This window comes from Dyadobacter sp. NIV53 (assembly GCF_019711195.1).
In the GTDB taxonomy this organism is placed as follows: domain Bacteria; phylum Bacteroidota; class Bacteroidia; order Cytophagales; family Spirosomataceae; genus Dyadobacter.
The window spans coordinates 3,502,254-3,517,760 of record NZ_CP081299.1 but is presented as its reverse complement, the minus strand read 5'-3'; the positions used below and the strand labels follow the sequence as shown (position 1 = coordinate 3,517,760).

Below are 15,507 nucleotides of genomic sequence, written 5' to 3'. Positions count from 1 at the left end.
ATTTATTATACCAGTGTTTGCCGTGTAGTGGCTACCCTGTTTGTTCAATGGTTGCATACCTAAGGCACGCATTTACTTTCTTTTATTCGTCTTAACTACAAATAGGTTGCCTTTATAAGGCATTAATTTGTTCCAAAAAACTTCAAATTTTATCTTATAAAATTTAACCCCAATATTTTTTACAAAATACCGGGGTTAAATTTTAACATAAATTATGCTTAAATCATATTAAACTTCCACCGTAACAAACCCGCTTTCCTCTTTTTCCTTTTTCTCTTCAGGGAAAATAAAATTGATTGGATTTTTAACTTTTTCAGGCAGAAGTGCTATTGCCAGCACTTCATCGATCTGATCAACATAATGGAATGTCAGGTCTTTGATATAATTCGCAGCTACTTCTTCAATATCCTTACGATTTTTAACACAAAGAATAATTTCCTTTACACCTGCGCGGCGTGCAGCCAGTATTTTTTCTTTTACACCACCAACAGGAAGTACTTTTCCTCTTAATGTTATTTCACCCGTCATCGCAATAAAAGGTTTTACGCGGCGCTGGGTAAATATAGACGCCATGGACGTAACCATCGTTACACCGGCAGAAGGCCCGTCTTTCGGAACTGCACCTGCCGGAACGTGTACATGCAGGTCATAATGATTGAAAATCCGGTAATCAATTCCTAAGCGGTCTGCATTGGCTTTCAGATAAGAAAGAGCAGCCACTGCTGATTCCTTCATTACATCACCCAATTGACCAGACAATGTTAAACCGCCTTTTCCACGGCTCAGGCTGGTTTCAATAAATAAGATTTCTCCACCAACAGAAGTCCAGGCAAGACCGGTAACAACACCAGCAAAATCATTATCCTGGTAAAGATCTTTGTCAAAAATTTCAGCACCCAGATATTTTTCTACCTGTTCTCCTTTGATCGTTTTAGGATATTCCTGGTCCATTGCTACCGACTTTGCAATTTTCCTGACAACAGCACCTACTTTTTGTTCCAGATTTCTTACACCCGATTCTCTTGTATATCCTTCTATAATTTTGACAAGAGCAGTATCATCGAATTTAATATCAGTTGATTTTAATCCGTGGTCTTTCCGTTGTTTTGGAACCAGGTATCTTTTGGCAATCTGTAATTTTTCTTCAATAGTGTAACCCGTCATTTCGATGATCTCCATGCGGTCACGCAGAGCAGGATGAATCGTATCAAGTGAATTGGCAGTGGCTACAAACAATACGCGTGAAAGATCATATTCCACTTCCAGGTAATTATCTGTAAATGATGAATTCTGTTCGGGATCAAGCACTTCCAGTAAAGCAGAAGAAGGGTCGCCACGATAATCAGAACTCACTTTATCAATTTCATCCAGAATGAATACAGGATTGGCGGAACCAGCTTTTTTAATATTCTGAATGATTTTTCCCGGCATTGCGCCAATATACGTTTTGCGATGGCCGCGAATTTCAGCTTCATCATGTACACCACCCAAGGCCATACGGATATATTCCCGGTTCAATGCTTTGGCAATTGATTTACCCAAAGAAGTTTTACCGACTCCGGGAGGGCCATACAAACAAAGGATCGGAGCTTTCAGATTACCTTTCAGCTTCAGAACCGCCAGATATTCTATAATACGTTCCTTTACTTTTTCAAGGCCGAAATGGTCAGAATCCAGTACTTTTTGCGCTCTTACAAGATCAAAATTGTCTTTGGTATATTGTCCCCAAGGCAAATCAACCAGCGTTTCCAGGTAATTCATGGTCACCGGGTATTCGGGAGCCATTGGATTGATACGCTGTAATTTATTCAGTTCTTTATCAAAATGGTTTTTAACTGTATCCGACCATTTTTTCTGACTTGCTTTAAGCCGGATTTCGTCCAGATCGCGTTCCGGGCTGTCCATTCCAAGTTCATCGTGCAAAACTTTAATCTGCTGGCGAAGGAAATAATCCCTTTGCTGCTGGTCTATATCCGAACTGGCTTTGGATTGAATTTCTCTTTTCAATTCCAGCATTTCAATCTCACGCATCATGTATTGTAACAGAAGCGTAGCCTGTTTATGGCCATTTTTTTCTTCAAGCAGCTTCTGTTTATCAGCAACTTCTACATTGATATTAGAAGAAAGGAAATGGATCAGAAAAACAGGGCTTTCAATGTTATCCAGAGCTATACGTGCTTCCTGGGGAATTTCCGGATTCAGGCGCATGATCTTATGCGCACCATCCCGAAGTGATTGAAGTAATGCTTTTGATTCTTTTTTAGTTGGCGCTATAAAGCTGTCATCAATGGCCTGTACGGATGCAGTCAGATAAGGGTCTTCACTGATAATAGCCTTAATTTCAAAACGTTGCCTTCCCTGTACAATGATAGTTACATTACCGTCCGGCAAAGTGATCATTTTAAGGATCTGGGCTACGGTGCCTACATTATATAAATCTTCTGCGGTAGGATCTTCCTTATTTGGTTTAGCTTGAGTTACAGCGCCCAAAATCCTCAGATTGATATCAGAATTACGGTATATTTTTTTTACAAGACGAATAGCTTTCTGACGAACAACTGTAACCGGTATTACCATTCCTGGAAAAAGAACGGTTTGCCTTATTGGTAATATGGCAAGTTCATTAGGTAATTCAAAAGGTTCATCGGAGCCATCAGGGCCACCGAGAGGGACAATTTCAAGGCTATCCATATCCGAATCGGACATAAGTAGCCGACTATATAAGTCAGAAGGTTCAAATTTCATAGGCGGTCTGTCAAAATGACAGAAAATCTTTTCTTCAATATATAAATAATGGCTTTCAACAGAAAGGAAATATGCAATCAAAATAGCCGTGCCATGGTTATGATGTCAGGCTTTCCAAGGTAAACATTTAAAGGGAATGCACAAGTTGTCCTTTTTTGAAGAGGAAGGTTTTCTTATCTGAAGTAAATTTAAAATTAGTCATATTCACCTGATCTTCAAACGTTTCCATCAAAATACTATTGTGTAATTTGTAGCCTTCTAATTTCCCCTGAAAAGGAATTTCAAGATAAATCCATGTGGCATCTTCTTCCTCTTCCTTACCGACATAACGAATTGTAAGTTCCTTTTTTTGATTATCAGCAAGCAAAAAGTTTTTCCGGATATATCGTTCCACAAACGGATCATTCTGATCATTATTTTTTATAGAAAAACGACGATTACTATTCTCTTCTGATAACCCTTTTTCAAAATCGTCAGTAAATATCCGGATGCTAACTTCAAAAGCTTTTAATGCAGGATTGTACTGCATCTGCGTGACACTGACGTGGTAATCATGTTTAGGGCTTAAAGAAAACAGGAGAAAGGAGGAAAGAAGAATGAGCCGGGCGGCCGGGCGGGAAAGCAGGAAACGATTATCCGGTAATCCTTTATACTTTCCTGCCTCGTCTTTTCTCCCTTTTTCACTTTCTTTCATTCCCCCTTTATTAAAATATAACTTTCCAGACATCATTGAAAATAGCAAATGCCATCAAGCCAAGAAGCAATACCATGCCTACTTTTTGAGCATTTTCAAGGAATGTATCTGATGGCTTGCGCCCGGAAATAATTTCGTACGAAAGAATTACTGCATGCCCACCATCCAAAGCCGGAATAGGGAGCGCATTCATAAATGCAAGCACCATTGATAAAAGGCCGGTAAGCCTCCAGAAATTCTGCCAGTCCCAAACACCGCCAAACATACGGGCAATTCCAATCGGCCCGCTAAGTGCTTTTGAAGCCGAAACTTCTCTTCGGAATATTTTACCAAAACCTTTAATGTTGTTATATACAACTCCAAAAGCATCTTTTGTACCAACTGAAATGGCTTTGGATAACGTGTAACTTTCAGTAGTAAATTTTAATAAACTTACAGGATAAAATCCAATCGTTCCTTCCGGTTCTACCTGGGCTGTCAGTGGTATTTGTTGGGTACCTCTCTGCACAACCATATTAATTTGCTTACCTTTTTGTTTTTGTAATTCGTTTTGTATTTCGTCAAAAAACTGAACATTGGTTCCATTGATTGAAACAATCCTGTCGTCAGTTTTCAAACCTGCTTTTTCAGCATTCGATTTTACGATCACTTCACCGATTTTAAAAGGCATCCGGGGAAGAATAAAGCTTCCTTTTTCATCCAGTTCTGACAGTTTCTCGATAAGGTTATTAGGAATATCAATGTCCAGTTCCTGTCCGTTACGGTTGACGGTGTAAGAGCTGTTCGAGCCAAGAAATACATCAGAACCAACGATTTCATTGAATTCCGAGTAAGACTTTCCATTGACCTTTACAATTTTGTCACCCGTTTTTAGGCCTATTTCCTGTGCGAGGCTGCTTGCGACAATACCGTTTTTATTGACCTCAGAAGCAGGAAGAATTTTTTCTCCTTCGTTATAAGCAATTACGATAAATATAAATACACCTACCACCACATTGACGGCAATCCCGCCAAGCATCACAATCAGCCGCTGCCAGGCTGGCTTAGAGCGAAATTCCCACGGCTGAGGTTCCTTGCTCATGGCATCAGTATCCATAGATTCATCTATCATACCTGATATTTTCACAAAGCCACCCAATGGTATAGCGCCTATGCCGTACTCTGTTTCTCCTCTTTGTATACTGAATATTTTTGGAGGAAAGCCTATAAAATACTTCTCAACTCTCATTCCAAACATTTTAGCAGCGGCCATGTGCCCCCACTCATGCAATCCTACCAAAATGGACAAACCCAAAATGAGCTGTCCTGCCATAATTAATACTTCCATTCAGGTCTTTGTAAAGCGTTATTTGTTAAAGACAATTAAAAGCAATGTTCATCCTTGCGGATGTTTTACAATGGTGTAAACGTAAATATAAAGTGTAAAGTTACGCAAAACCGTTGATATCATTTGAAATGGCTTTATTTAGCTAAGAAACGGCATTTTGATTTGTCATATCTATGTCGATTCCCATCATCCTCATTAATTCGGAAGCGTTGAAACTCCTGCATATTCCATTGTATAATTTGTGGTCGAAATGTAATTTGCCATCTTCTACATCAGAACGGAAATGGAAGTTTTCAACAAAATCTCTCGTTGCACCCCATTCTCCCAGTTCCAGGTCATGCGTTGAAACCAACCCGGCTGATTTTTTGGTATGAAGCTGACGGATCAAAGCCTCTGCACCACGATGGCGGTCTGCGGAATTTGTTCCTTTCAGGATTTCATCCAATAAATAAAATACCGGGGACTTATCGCTTTCGTCGGCCATTTCCAGTAACTGGCGGAGGCGTTTCAGTTCTGCATAAAATGAAGAAGTATTTTCTTCCAGTGAATCCTGAGTACGCATGCTGCTGAACACGCGCAAAGGTGAGCAAGAGAATTTCGTTGCCGATACCACTGCACCTACTTGTGCCAGAACAATATTTAACCCGATAGTCCGCAGAAAAGTACTTTTTCCTGACATATTCGAACCGGTCACCAGTATAGTCTGGCCCATTCCGTTCATCCTGAAATCGTTACTAACGCGTTTATCTGCTGGTATAAGCGGATGCCCCATGTTCTGGGTTTCAATATATACACCGTTTTCCCATGTTACCTGAGGAGTTGTATAATCCGGGTAAGCAAAAGCGTGCCCGGCCAGGCTGTTCATTGCTTCGATATCTGCCAATACATTAAGCCAGTTGTTCAAATGTGACTCATGCTTTGATTTCCACTTTTCCAAACCTGCCAGACAATGAAGATCCCATAAAGTAGGAATTCCGATAAAGAGTGAGAAAAATATATTATTACGGTAATCAAGTCTTTCAAATAACCCGCCTGCCTGTTTCAATGCAGAAGCAGAACCTTTGATCAAAGCTGATCTTTCTTTCCACCAGCGCGATTGGTAAGGTGCCGATTCGGCGTTTTCTAGAAGCTCTGCGTAAGCAATCAGCGTAAATCCCAATGCGGTTGTACGATTCGTGATAGACTGCACCGTGGTTTGAAAACGCTTCATAATCACTACATGCCATCCTATGCTGAGAACCAAAACCCAAACGGGAATTAATTTTGCAAAAAACAACCCGGCAATAATAAGTGTTACAAATGGCCAAAATCGCCATTTCAATGATTTGGATAAATCATCAGGCAAGGTTTCAGAAGACCAATGACGGAAAGAACCGATCTGCTGCGCGGCGTGCTCATGAAGTAAAGCCGTTGCTTCCCAGTTCTGACGGAATTCCGGTTGTATTTTGAATTCTTCCGAAGCTTCCTGGCGCATCAAAATATCTTCCAGTGATGCATGGTTTTTCAGCCAGCTGGCAAGTCGTTTACTTCCTTCCGCAGTTCGGGTACGGTTAAGAAGCCGATAGAGCGAATACTCCCCGAATATATCAAGATCGGTAGCGTAAGAGTGATTTTTTTCCTGGAAACTTATTCCTGTATCTGTCCTTTTAAACCGGAATGACAATCTTTCCAGTTCATCTTCATTGACAGTCTGTAGGTTTCGTTGAAAATCCCGTTCTCTTCTGGCAGCCTGTTGTTTTTTCATTAACACGAAAAAAAGAATAATAAGAGCCGTTGCAGCACTACTCCATATCACGCCACCCATTTTATTCCATGCCCATATATTGGCAACAATCCCAACAAATACGAAGAGCCTCGCAATGGCAAATGTGTTAAACTTTTTTTGTGCTTTTGCTTCTGACTGACTTGCTTTTTGTAGTTCCGTTTCAAAAAAAACAGCAGATGCCTTTTTATTAATTTCCTGATTGTTTTCCATTAAAGGCTCTCGGCGTTTTCGAATTGTAACTTAATTAAACTGGCATACAAGCCCTTATCCATCAATGTCAATTCCTGATGCGTACCAGATTCGTAAATTTGACCTTCCTTGATCACATAAATCTGGTCCACTTTTCTTATCGTTGCCAACCGGTGCGCAATAACGATCGTCGTACGGTTTTTCATCAGGTCATCCAGTGCTATTTGTACCAGTTTTTCCGATTCTGCATCCAGCGAACTGGTCGCTTCATCCAATATCAGGATTTTTGGATCTTTCAAAATCGCTCTTGCAATCGCAATGCGCTGACGTTGTCCTCCTGATAATTTGATTCCACGCTCACCAACAATGGTTTCAAGTTTTTCGGGAAAAGTATTGATAAATTCAAGTGCATGGGCACGTTTGGCAGCATCATAGACTTCTTCATCCGTTGCTGATGGCTTTCCGTACAATATGTTTTCCTTAATCGTACCACCAAAAAGAATAACTTCCTGAGGAACAATGGCAATATTTTTACGAATTTCTGAAATACCAAACTGAGTCAGCGGCTTGCCATCTACAAGAATTTGCCCTGACTGATACTCATAAAAGCGTAATAACAGCTGAATGATCGTAGACTTTCCGGCACCGCTATAACCTACCAATGCAATTTTTTCACCAGCCTTGATATCAAACGAAATACCTTTCAACACCGGAAGATCTTTACGGGAAGGATAGGAAAAATGAACGTCCTGATATGAAATATCTCCTTTTACCATTTGTACTGAAATACCGCTCGCTTCCTCGGCTGGAATTTCTGCATCCTCTTCCAGTATTTCAAACAGGCGTTCCGATGCACCAACGGTTTTGTTGATCTGGGCATATAATTCTCCCATTCCGCTTATGGATGCACCAATGAAAGTCGTGTAGAGAATAAATGTGAAAAGGTCTGCCAGGTTCATTTCACCGGATTGTACAAGGCCGGCTCCATACCAGACCACACCTACTATCCCGCCAAATAAAGCCAGTATGATAAATGAAACAAAACCACCACGGAATCTGGCAGCATATAGTGACAGATCCACAACCCGTTTCAGGATGGTCGTGTAACGGTTCATTTCCAGATATTCATTGGTAAATGCCTTTACTACATTTACAGATTGTAAGGTTTCCTCCGCAACTACATTGGCCGCTGCCAGTTCATCCTGTGCTTTTTTGGAAAGACGCCTCATATGGCGGCCAAAGAAAACGGAAGCTATTACCAGTAACGGAAATGTAGCCAGCATAAACAAAGTCAGCTTCCACGAAGTATAAAACAAAATTCCAATACCGACAATTAAGGTGGCGACCTGGCGGAAAAGTTCTGCAATGGTAAATGAAAGAAGGCCTTGTAACTGAGATACATCAGAAGTAATCCTGCTTGTCAGCTCACCAACCCGTTTTTGTTCCAGATAAGGAACCGGTAGTGTAATAATTTTACTAAAAACATCGGAACGGATTTGCAGCATCGATTTTTCACTCACAATAGTGAATAAATAAATGCGGAAGAAAGAAAAGACTGACTGCAATATCAGAATGACAAAAAGGAAAAGCGTAACCTGATTAATCGTGTATTTGGATTTGCCCTCAATGACTTCAATGATACTTCCGATCAGTTTGGGAAAAGCCAGAGAGGTTCCTGTTGAAAGTACAAGAAATATCATTCCGACTATGAAAATATTCTTGTAAGGAAGTATGTATCTGAAAAGCTTGATTGTTATTTTAAGTCCATGCCAGCTTATTTTTTTACTTTGAATGCGGATTGTTCCAGCGGAATCTGCTCATTGTCATTATCATTTGTAGCCATTGGATACAGTTATTCGAAATTTATATTCAGGAGATTAATACATATAAATTGTACAACAAATTCCTGATTTTAATAATATTACAATTGGGGCTCAAAAATACGTAATAATTTTCAGGTAAAGTTTATAAATGGATGTACGGTAACCGGCACTTCGTTATATAGTAAACTGTCTTTTAGGAAAAGAAAATTTAGTAATGGTTCATCAACTTGAAATAAGGCAAAGCCGGGAATAAATGAATAGCAAATTCTACATAAGCATATTTGGAAAAAGCCATAAAGTGCTCGCTTTATGTATGTTTCTCTTTATATGTACTTCGCCTTGTGCGAAATCACAACCTGCCGTGGAGATTAAGGATTCGGTAGATCAGCACATGTTTACCGGGCCGGAAATTCAGTATCTGGAAGATAAGGATGGAAAATATACCTTAGAGCAAATTCTGTCAACCGACCTGGGCAGAAGATTTGTCACTGGTAAAACAAATACACCACAGAATTACAATCTGAAATCAACATATTGGTTCAGGATTAAAATCCGGCATAAACCGGACAGCGGGAAGAACTGGATCCTTGAATTTTTTGATCAGACCATTGACGATATCACAGCCTTTTTGCCAGATGGAAATGGGGGCTATCAATCCAGGCAAATGGGCGACCAGCTGCCATTCCGAAACAGGGAATATTCTCACAAGAACTTTGAGATTAATATTCCCAATGACAAGGCTTATGACGGAACGTACTATTTCAGGGTGAAATCTCACCAAACGGCGGATGCTATTATAGTCCTGCGATCCGTAAACCGTTTTATTCAGTATGCACTGGATGAGTACTTCATTTTCGGGATATTTTATGGAATGGTGCTGGTTTTTAGTTTTTATAATCTGATGATGTATCTGGCAGTCAGGCAGGTACAATATCTTTATTATGTACTTTACAATCTTTGTGTTGGCCTTTTTGAAATGTGTATTGATGGCGTTGCGTATCAATATCTTTGGCCGCATGCTCCGGAATGGAATCAATATGCGTATGGAATTGCACTATTCGGTATCAGTATTTTTGCGCTGCAATTTACACGAACACTTCTCTACACCCACAGAAAAGCGCCGAAACTGGATCGTTTTATCATTTTGGTCATGATATTGAGGACATTGTTTTTCGGAATATGTTTCGCTTTCAATACCAACTGGTTCAGCTACAAATTCATTGAACTGGTGCCGCTTGCCGTTGCATTTTACACGGGCATTTATATTTACCGGCAAGGCTATCGCCCGGCTCGTTTTTTTGTTTTGGGATACACATTTCTTTCTATTGGGTTCATACACAAGCTGTTATTGATGCTCCATGTTGAAGGCCTCAATTTTGGGGTAGTAACTTATTATAGTTTAAGTATCTGCTTTGTGATTGAAATGATCTTTCTCTCCTTCGCGATCGGAGACAAAGTACGGATCTTGAAAAAAAGAAAGACAGAGCGCAACGGCAGATCATTCATCAGATGACGCTGAATGAAAAACTGAAAGATTCTCAGAATGTTAAACTTGAATCTCAGGTAGTGGAAAGAACCAAAGAAGTTTTGGAAAAATCGGCGATTATTGAAGCGCAGAACGAGGAATTGACGCAAGTGAATGAGCTTCTGCAAAAACAAAAGGAAGAAATTTTGCAAATGAACCTTCTTCTGGAAAAAGATAATGAAGTCCTGCAAACTAACGTGGTGAAAGTGACGCAGGCACGCGTGATGTCTACTGAAGTTAACTTTGAAGAATTCTCGAAAATATATCCTGATAATGAAAGCTGTTTCCGGTTTCTGGCTGGTATGAAATGGAAAAATGGTACTGCGAATGATCACTATGAATGCCGGAAATGCGGGCACGATCATTATTTCCATGGCCATACTCCTTACAGTCGGCGGTGTGCAAAATGTGATTACGACGAATCAGTAATTTCTCATACAATCTTTCAAAATACCCGCATTCCTATCAACAAGGCATTCTATATGGTCTTTTTGATTTACACTACAAAGGGAAAAATTTCTTCTCATAAACTGTCCGAAATCCTTTCGATACGGCAGAGCACTTGTTGGGCTTACGGTAGCAGAATCAAAAAGGCAATGCACGACCGGAGGAAAGAAATTGCCGCTTCTAAGTCCGGCGAGGGGTGGAGTTTGTTGGTGCTTGACCATTCTTTGGAGCCGGCATAATTCTGCTTTTCACACCTCCAAAATATTTTTTTGCAAAAAACGAGCGGCTTGCAGGCGTATCAATTCGTTGAGCACGACCCTGCATCAAAATCTTCACATCCCTTGTAAATCAGGCTGATCACAATCATTTCCCAGCGGGGCTGAACCGTATCAATATTTATATAACTGTCTATTATACAGATATTTATGATAAAATTTATTTTCTAAATGTCTGTAAGTATACATAAATTTGCTGCATGGAATTGTCCTAAAAATTATCAAATAAATTACTAACAATTCATTAACAATTTATGGGAAAGCGAGTTACGATGTTCATTGCCATGATTTTTGCAGTGGTCGGCCTTGCAAACGGGCAGGATATTACTGTGAAAGGAGTAATTAAAGATCAGCAAAACCAGACACTGCCGGGCGCGAGTGTTTTGGTAAAGGGGACGCAATCTGGTACAGTTACAGATGTGGATGGGAAATATTCAATTGGAGTGCCAAACGCGCAATCAGTTCTGGTTATTTCTTTTATAGGTTACGGGTCTCAGGAAATTACCGTGGGAAACCAAACCCAGATTAATGTGACACTTTCAGCCGATCTTAAAAGTCTGGATGAGGTTATTGTAATAGGTTATGGAACACAGAAACGTGGTGATGTGACAACGGCCATTGCTTCGGTAAGTACAAAAGATATCGAAGAAAGGCCGATCATTCAGGCAGCTCAGGCATTGCAGGGAAAAGCAGCGGGTGTTCAGGTGACGCAGCCTTCTGGTAAGCCGGGAAGTGCTTTGTCGATTCGTGTGCGTGGTGCGACTTCGGTACAGGCAGGAAACGAGCCTTTGTATGTAATCGACGGAGTTCCAACCATGGATACGAGGGATTTGAATGTGAATGATATTGAAAGCATTCAGGTTTTGAAAGATGCTTCGTCGGCTGCGATTTATGGTGCGAGAGCTTCTAACGGCGTCGTTATCGTAACAACGAAAAGAGGTAAAGCCAATCAGTCTCAGGTTAGTTTTGGCGCATATTATGGCTTTTCAAATATTGCCAAAAAGATCAACGTCCTCAATCCGCAGCAATATGCTGATCTGATGAATGAAATGGGCAATAATGTAACCGTTGGAAGCCAGACTACGGATTGGAATAAAGAGGTTTTCAAAAAAGGCCATAACCAGAATTACCAGCTTTCTTTTTCCGGCGGTACCGACAAGAGTAAATACTTTGTGTCGGGTGCGATGACGAGAGATAACGGTATTATTAAACCGGCCAGCTACAACAGGTATTCATTCCGTGCAAATCTTGACAATCAGATCAAAAGCTGGTTTAAGCTGACAACCAATTTCAGTTATGCCAACGCGAAGATCAGAGATGTAAAAGACAATAATAACGCCGGTCGTAATGCAGTGGTTTTGGGTGCTTTGGGTGCTCCGCCAACGATGGGGATTTACACTCAGGATAGCATAAGAGGTACTATTTTTTCTACAAATCCGCTAAAAGCAGGATGGGACAATCCACTCGCTGCGATGTACGGACCTACCCAGGCGGCAAAGGATAACAGAATTTTTGGTAACGTGGTTGGAGACATTACTTTGGCAAAAGGGCTGTTTGTACGTTCCAATTTCGGGATCGATTACATGAATCATTCCAACGACTATTACCTCGATCCGTACCGGACTACCGAAGGCTGGGGAAGCAGTGGAAGTACGCACGGACTTGGAAATGCTACGAGAAGCAACTCGTTTACTTATCTGTGGGAAAATACGCTGAATTATGAAAAGAACTGGAACAAACATAATTTCTCAGCACTTGCCGGAACTACGGTTCAGAAAAATACCTGGAATAATTCGTACATCGCCGGCCGCGATTTTCCTTCTGACGGAATTGTGAAAACGATGAATGCCGCCAATGAAATTACAGACGCCTATACCGAACAATCCGAATGGTTTTTAAACTCATACCTGGGTCGGTTGATGTATAATTTTGACAGTAGATATTTGATCACAGCGAATTTCAGGGCGGACGGATCATCTAAACTGGCAAAGGGAAATCAATGGGGCTTCTTTCCATCGGTTTCTGCCGGATGGCGTATTTCTGCTGAGCCGTTTATGCAGGATGTCAAGTTTATCAATGACCTGAAACTACGAGGAGGCTGGGGACAGAATGGTAATCAGGAAGGATTGGCCAATTATGCGTCGTATGGTTTGAACACTTACACCCGTCGCACGCCTACCGTTCCGCCTTCCGGGCCTGCCGTTACGAATCCTTCATACGCTCCGAATCCTGATTTGAGATGGGAAACAACGACTCAAAGTAATATTGGTATTGACCTGAGTATGCTGCAGGGACGCGTGACGGTTACCGCGGACGCCTACCTGAAAAAGACGAATGATCTGCTGTTGAATGTGCCTTTGCCAAATACAAGCGGGTATACTTACATGCCAAGAAACTCAGGGAAACTTGAAAATAAAGGTCTTGAATTTGTACTGTCGACTGTGAATTTTGACAAATCTGCATTTCAATGGACAACGGATTTCAACATTGCTTTCAACAAGAATAAAATTACCGACTTACAGCTGAGCAAAATTTACCGTTATGCGGATGTGGAAGGACGTAGCGACCAGATCATCATTTTGCAGGAAGGTGCTTCATTGGGCACGTTTTACGGATATATTGCTGAGGGTGTAAATCCTGAAACGGGTGATATGATCTACAAAGATGTAAATGGCGATGGTGCTTTTTCTCCGTCTGACCGGACCATACTTGGATCTGCACAGCCGAAATTCACCTACGGAATGAATAATAACCTGACTTACAAAAGTTTCAGCTTATCGTTCCTGTTCCAGGGATCGCAGGGCAACAAGGCATTTAATGCATCCCGTTTGGAAACAGAAGGAATGTATGACAGTAAAAACCAGTCTACGGAAGTGTTGAGGCGTTGGCAAAAAGCGGGTGATATCACCGATATTCCAAGAGCGACAGATGGTAATGTGAACAACTCGCTGATTTCTTCTCGTTTTGTTGAAAATGCATCTTTCTTACGTCTTAAAAGCACAACAATTTCCTATGCTTTAAAGAAAGAATTTGCCAATAAAATTAAGTTGAGCAGAGCTTCTATTTACGTTACAGCGCAAAACCTGCTGACTTTTACGAAATACAAAGGGTTTGATCCTGAGGTAAATGCGTTTACTTCGAGCGGTGCAACTTTGGGTATCGACTATGGGACTTACCCGGTTTCACGTGCATTCGTAGCAGGTATTAATGTTCAGTTTTAATCAAAGAATTTTATGAAAAAGATAAGTTATATAGCTTTTTTACTGGGATCATCCATGCTGCTGCCCTCTTGTCAGGATCAGCTGGATTTAAAGCCAATTTCCCAAACAGTAGTTGGTGGTGACGGAACAGGAACGGCCGGTTCTTCTATCAAAGATGCGGCAAGTGCTGAAGCGGCTTTGGCGGGTTGTTATTCTATTTTCAAAAGCAGTTCATCGGAATATTATGTGATGGATTATTTTATATTGGGTGACGGCGAATCCGACAATGCTTATGCTGGTGCGGATAACGCGGCCTGGTTTGAAGTAGATGAATTCCGTATCCTGTCAACAAATGCGGTTGCAGCCAGAGACTGGCAATATTTGTACGGCCATGTTGCAAGTGCGAATTCCATTATTGCCAATGTTCCGAAAGTGACGGATGCGGGTTTATCGGCTGACCGGAAAGCGCAGATCGTGGGTGAAGCGAAATTTATGCGGGCACGTGCGTATTTCGATCTCGTTCGGATTTTTGGTGATATTCCTTTGGTAGTAGATGAACTGCCGACCATTACCTCTTCTAATGTGGAAGAAGTTTACGGGAAATTGTATCCTGCCAGAAGTTCTGCGGAGGATGTTTATACACAAATTATCAAGGATCTTGACGAAGCGGCTACGGTTGTTCCAAAGTCCGGTCCGGATAAAATGACTGTAACGCCGGGAGCCGTTTACACATTGCTGGCAAAGGTTTATGCGACAAAGAAGGATTGGGAAAAGGTAAAAACCAATGCAGATAAAGTAATCGGACTGGGTTATTCCTTAATGCCAAATTTCGAAGATCTTTGGGATGGAAAGCATGAAAACAGTGCGGAGGCTATTTTTGAACTAAATTTTGAAGATTGGTCAACCGGTGGAAACTGGGGTTCTTCGATGTTTTACGGTACGGATTGGAAGAAATTCAACACACCTTCCAACGATTTGTTAAAAGCTTATGACGACGAAAAAGACGTTGTTCGCAAGGCTTCGACAGTTTTCACGGCTGATGTAACTGGCAAATGGTCGGACAAATACTGGCCTTTGACGAAGTTTCCTTTTGCCTACAAAATGCGTAATACGGATGCTTCCCAAAATATAGTCATGTATCGTTTGGCGGATGTATTACTTTTAAAAGCGGAAGCACTCAATGAAACCGGCGATTTGGCTGGTGCCCGCACTTTGGTAAACCAGGTCAGAACTCGTGTAAAACTTCCGGCAGCAACTGCTGCTGACCAAACTGCAATGCGACTGGCAATAGAAAAAGAGCGTCGTCTGGAATTGGCATTTGAAGGCCAGCGCTGGTATGACCTGGCTCGTACGGACAGGGCAATTGCAGTGATGGACGCGGTTAAGGATGGTTCAGGAAACAGTTTGAAATATAATGTTACCCAAACCAGGTTACTATGGCCGATTCCACAAGGGGAAATTGATAAAAATGCGAGTTTGACCCAGAATAAAGGTTATTAAGAAACAGATTTCGGTCA

At 41.2% G+C, this 15,507-nt stretch carries 9 protein-coding genes; 4 read left to right on the top strand and 5 right to left on the bottom strand.

All coding sequences use genetic code 11. From position 1 onward, the window contains the following. Positions 1 to 228: 228 nt before the first annotated feature. The 5 genes from lon to KZC02_RS14170 all read right to left on the bottom strand — a co-directional run bounded on the left by lon (position 229) and on the right by KZC02_RS14170 (position 8,420). Positions 229 to 2,706: an endopeptidase La gene (lon, locus tag KZC02_RS14190; RefSeq protein WP_221394689.1), complete on the bottom strand. Its 2,478-nt coding sequence runs from the start codon at positions 2,704 to 2,706 to the stop codon at positions 229 to 231. A gap of 166 nt (positions 2,707 to 2,872) precedes the next feature. Beyond that, positions 2,873 to 3,439: a DUF6702 family protein gene (locus KZC02_RS14185; protein WP_229254322.1), complete on the bottom strand. Its 567-nt coding sequence runs from the start codon at positions 3,437 to 3,439 to the stop codon at positions 2,873 to 2,875. 10 nt (positions 3,440 to 3,449) lie between these two features. Then, positions 3,450 to 4,766 (bottom strand): RIP metalloprotease RseP, encoded by a 1,317-nt coding sequence (gene rseP, locus KZC02_RS14180; RefSeq protein WP_221394687.1) that lies wholly within the window; start codon positions 4,764 to 4,766, stop codon positions 3,450 to 3,452. 142 nt (positions 4,767 to 4,908) lie between these two features. Then, entirely contained in the window at positions 4,909 to 6,741 is a 1,833-nt protein-coding gene (locus tag KZC02_RS14175) for a MutS family DNA mismatch repair protein (RefSeq protein WP_221394686.1), read from the bottom strand. Continuing rightward, positions 6,741 to 8,420 (bottom strand): ABC transporter ATP-binding protein, encoded by a 1,680-nt coding sequence (locus tag KZC02_RS14170; protein WP_221394685.1) that lies wholly within the window; start codon positions 8,418 to 8,420, stop codon positions 6,741 to 6,743. The genes KZC02_RS14175 and KZC02_RS14170 overlap by 1 nt, the downstream gene beginning before the upstream one ends. A gap of 484 nt (positions 8,421 to 8,904) precedes the next feature. Between KZC02_RS14170 and KZC02_RS31805 the strand changes: the two genes are divergently transcribed. The 4 genes from KZC02_RS31805 to KZC02_RS14155 all read left to right on the top strand — a co-directional run bounded on the left by KZC02_RS31805 (position 8,905) and on the right by KZC02_RS14155 (position 15,490). Continuing rightward, positions 8,905 to 10,056 carry a 7TM diverse intracellular signaling domain-containing protein gene (locus KZC02_RS31805; protein WP_229254320.1) on the top strand — a complete coding sequence of 384 codons (1,152 nt, stop codon included), beginning with the start codon at positions 8,905 to 8,907 and terminating at the stop codon, positions 10,054 to 10,056. Continuing rightward, complete coding sequence (locus KZC02_RS31800) at positions 10,053 to 10,754, top strand: transposase (RefSeq protein ID WP_229254318.1); 702 nt, start codon at positions 10,053 to 10,055, stop codon at positions 10,752 to 10,754. The genes KZC02_RS31805 and KZC02_RS31800 overlap by 4 nt, the downstream gene beginning before the upstream one ends. A 290-nt stretch (positions 10,755 to 11,044) precedes the next feature. After that, positions 11,045 to 14,011 carry a TonB-dependent receptor gene (locus KZC02_RS14160; protein WP_229254316.1) on the top strand — a complete coding sequence of 989 codons (2,967 nt, stop codon included), beginning with the start codon at positions 11,045 to 11,047 and terminating at the stop codon, positions 14,009 to 14,011. 12 nt (positions 14,012 to 14,023) lie between these two features. Further along, positions 14,024 to 15,490, top strand: coding sequence for a RagB/SusD family nutrient uptake outer membrane protein (locus tag KZC02_RS14155; protein ID WP_221394684.1), 1,467 nt, complete (start codon positions 14,024 to 14,026; stop codon positions 15,488 to 15,490). Positions 15,491 to 15,507: the final 17 nt, after the last annotated feature.

What these genes read in the sequence shown, in the direction of transcription:
- KZC02_RS14155 (WP_221394684.1), top strand. Translation starts at nt 14,024, where the DNA reads ATGAAAAAGATAAGTTATATAGCTTTTTTACTGGGATCATCCATGCTG.
- rseP (WP_221394687.1), bottom strand. Translation starts at nt 4,766, where the DNA reads ATGGAAGTATTAATTATGGCAGGACAGCTCATTTTGGGTTTGTCCATT.
- KZC02_RS14170 (WP_221394685.1), bottom strand. Translation starts at nt 8,420, where the DNA reads ATGATATTTCTTGTACTTTCAACAGGAACCTCTCTGGCTTTTCCCAAA.
- lon (WP_221394689.1), bottom strand. Translation starts at nt 2,706, where the DNA reads ATGTCCGATTCGGATATGGATAGCCTTGAAATTGTCCCTCTCGGTGGC.
- KZC02_RS31800 (WP_229254318.1), top strand. Translation starts at nt 10,053, where the DNA reads ATGACGCTGAATGAAAAACTGAAAGATTCTCAGAATGTTAAACTTGAA.
- KZC02_RS14175 (WP_221394686.1), bottom strand. Translation starts at nt 6,741, where the DNA reads ATGGAAAACAATCAGGAAATTAATAAAAAGGCATCTGCTGTTTTTTTT.
- KZC02_RS14185 (WP_229254322.1), bottom strand. Translation starts at nt 3,439, where the DNA reads ATGAAAGAAAGTGAAAAAGGGAGAAAAGACGAGGCAGGAAAGTATAAA.
- KZC02_RS14160 (WP_229254316.1), top strand. Translation starts at nt 11,045, where the DNA reads ATGGGAAAGCGAGTTACGATGTTCATTGCCATGATTTTTGCAGTGGTC.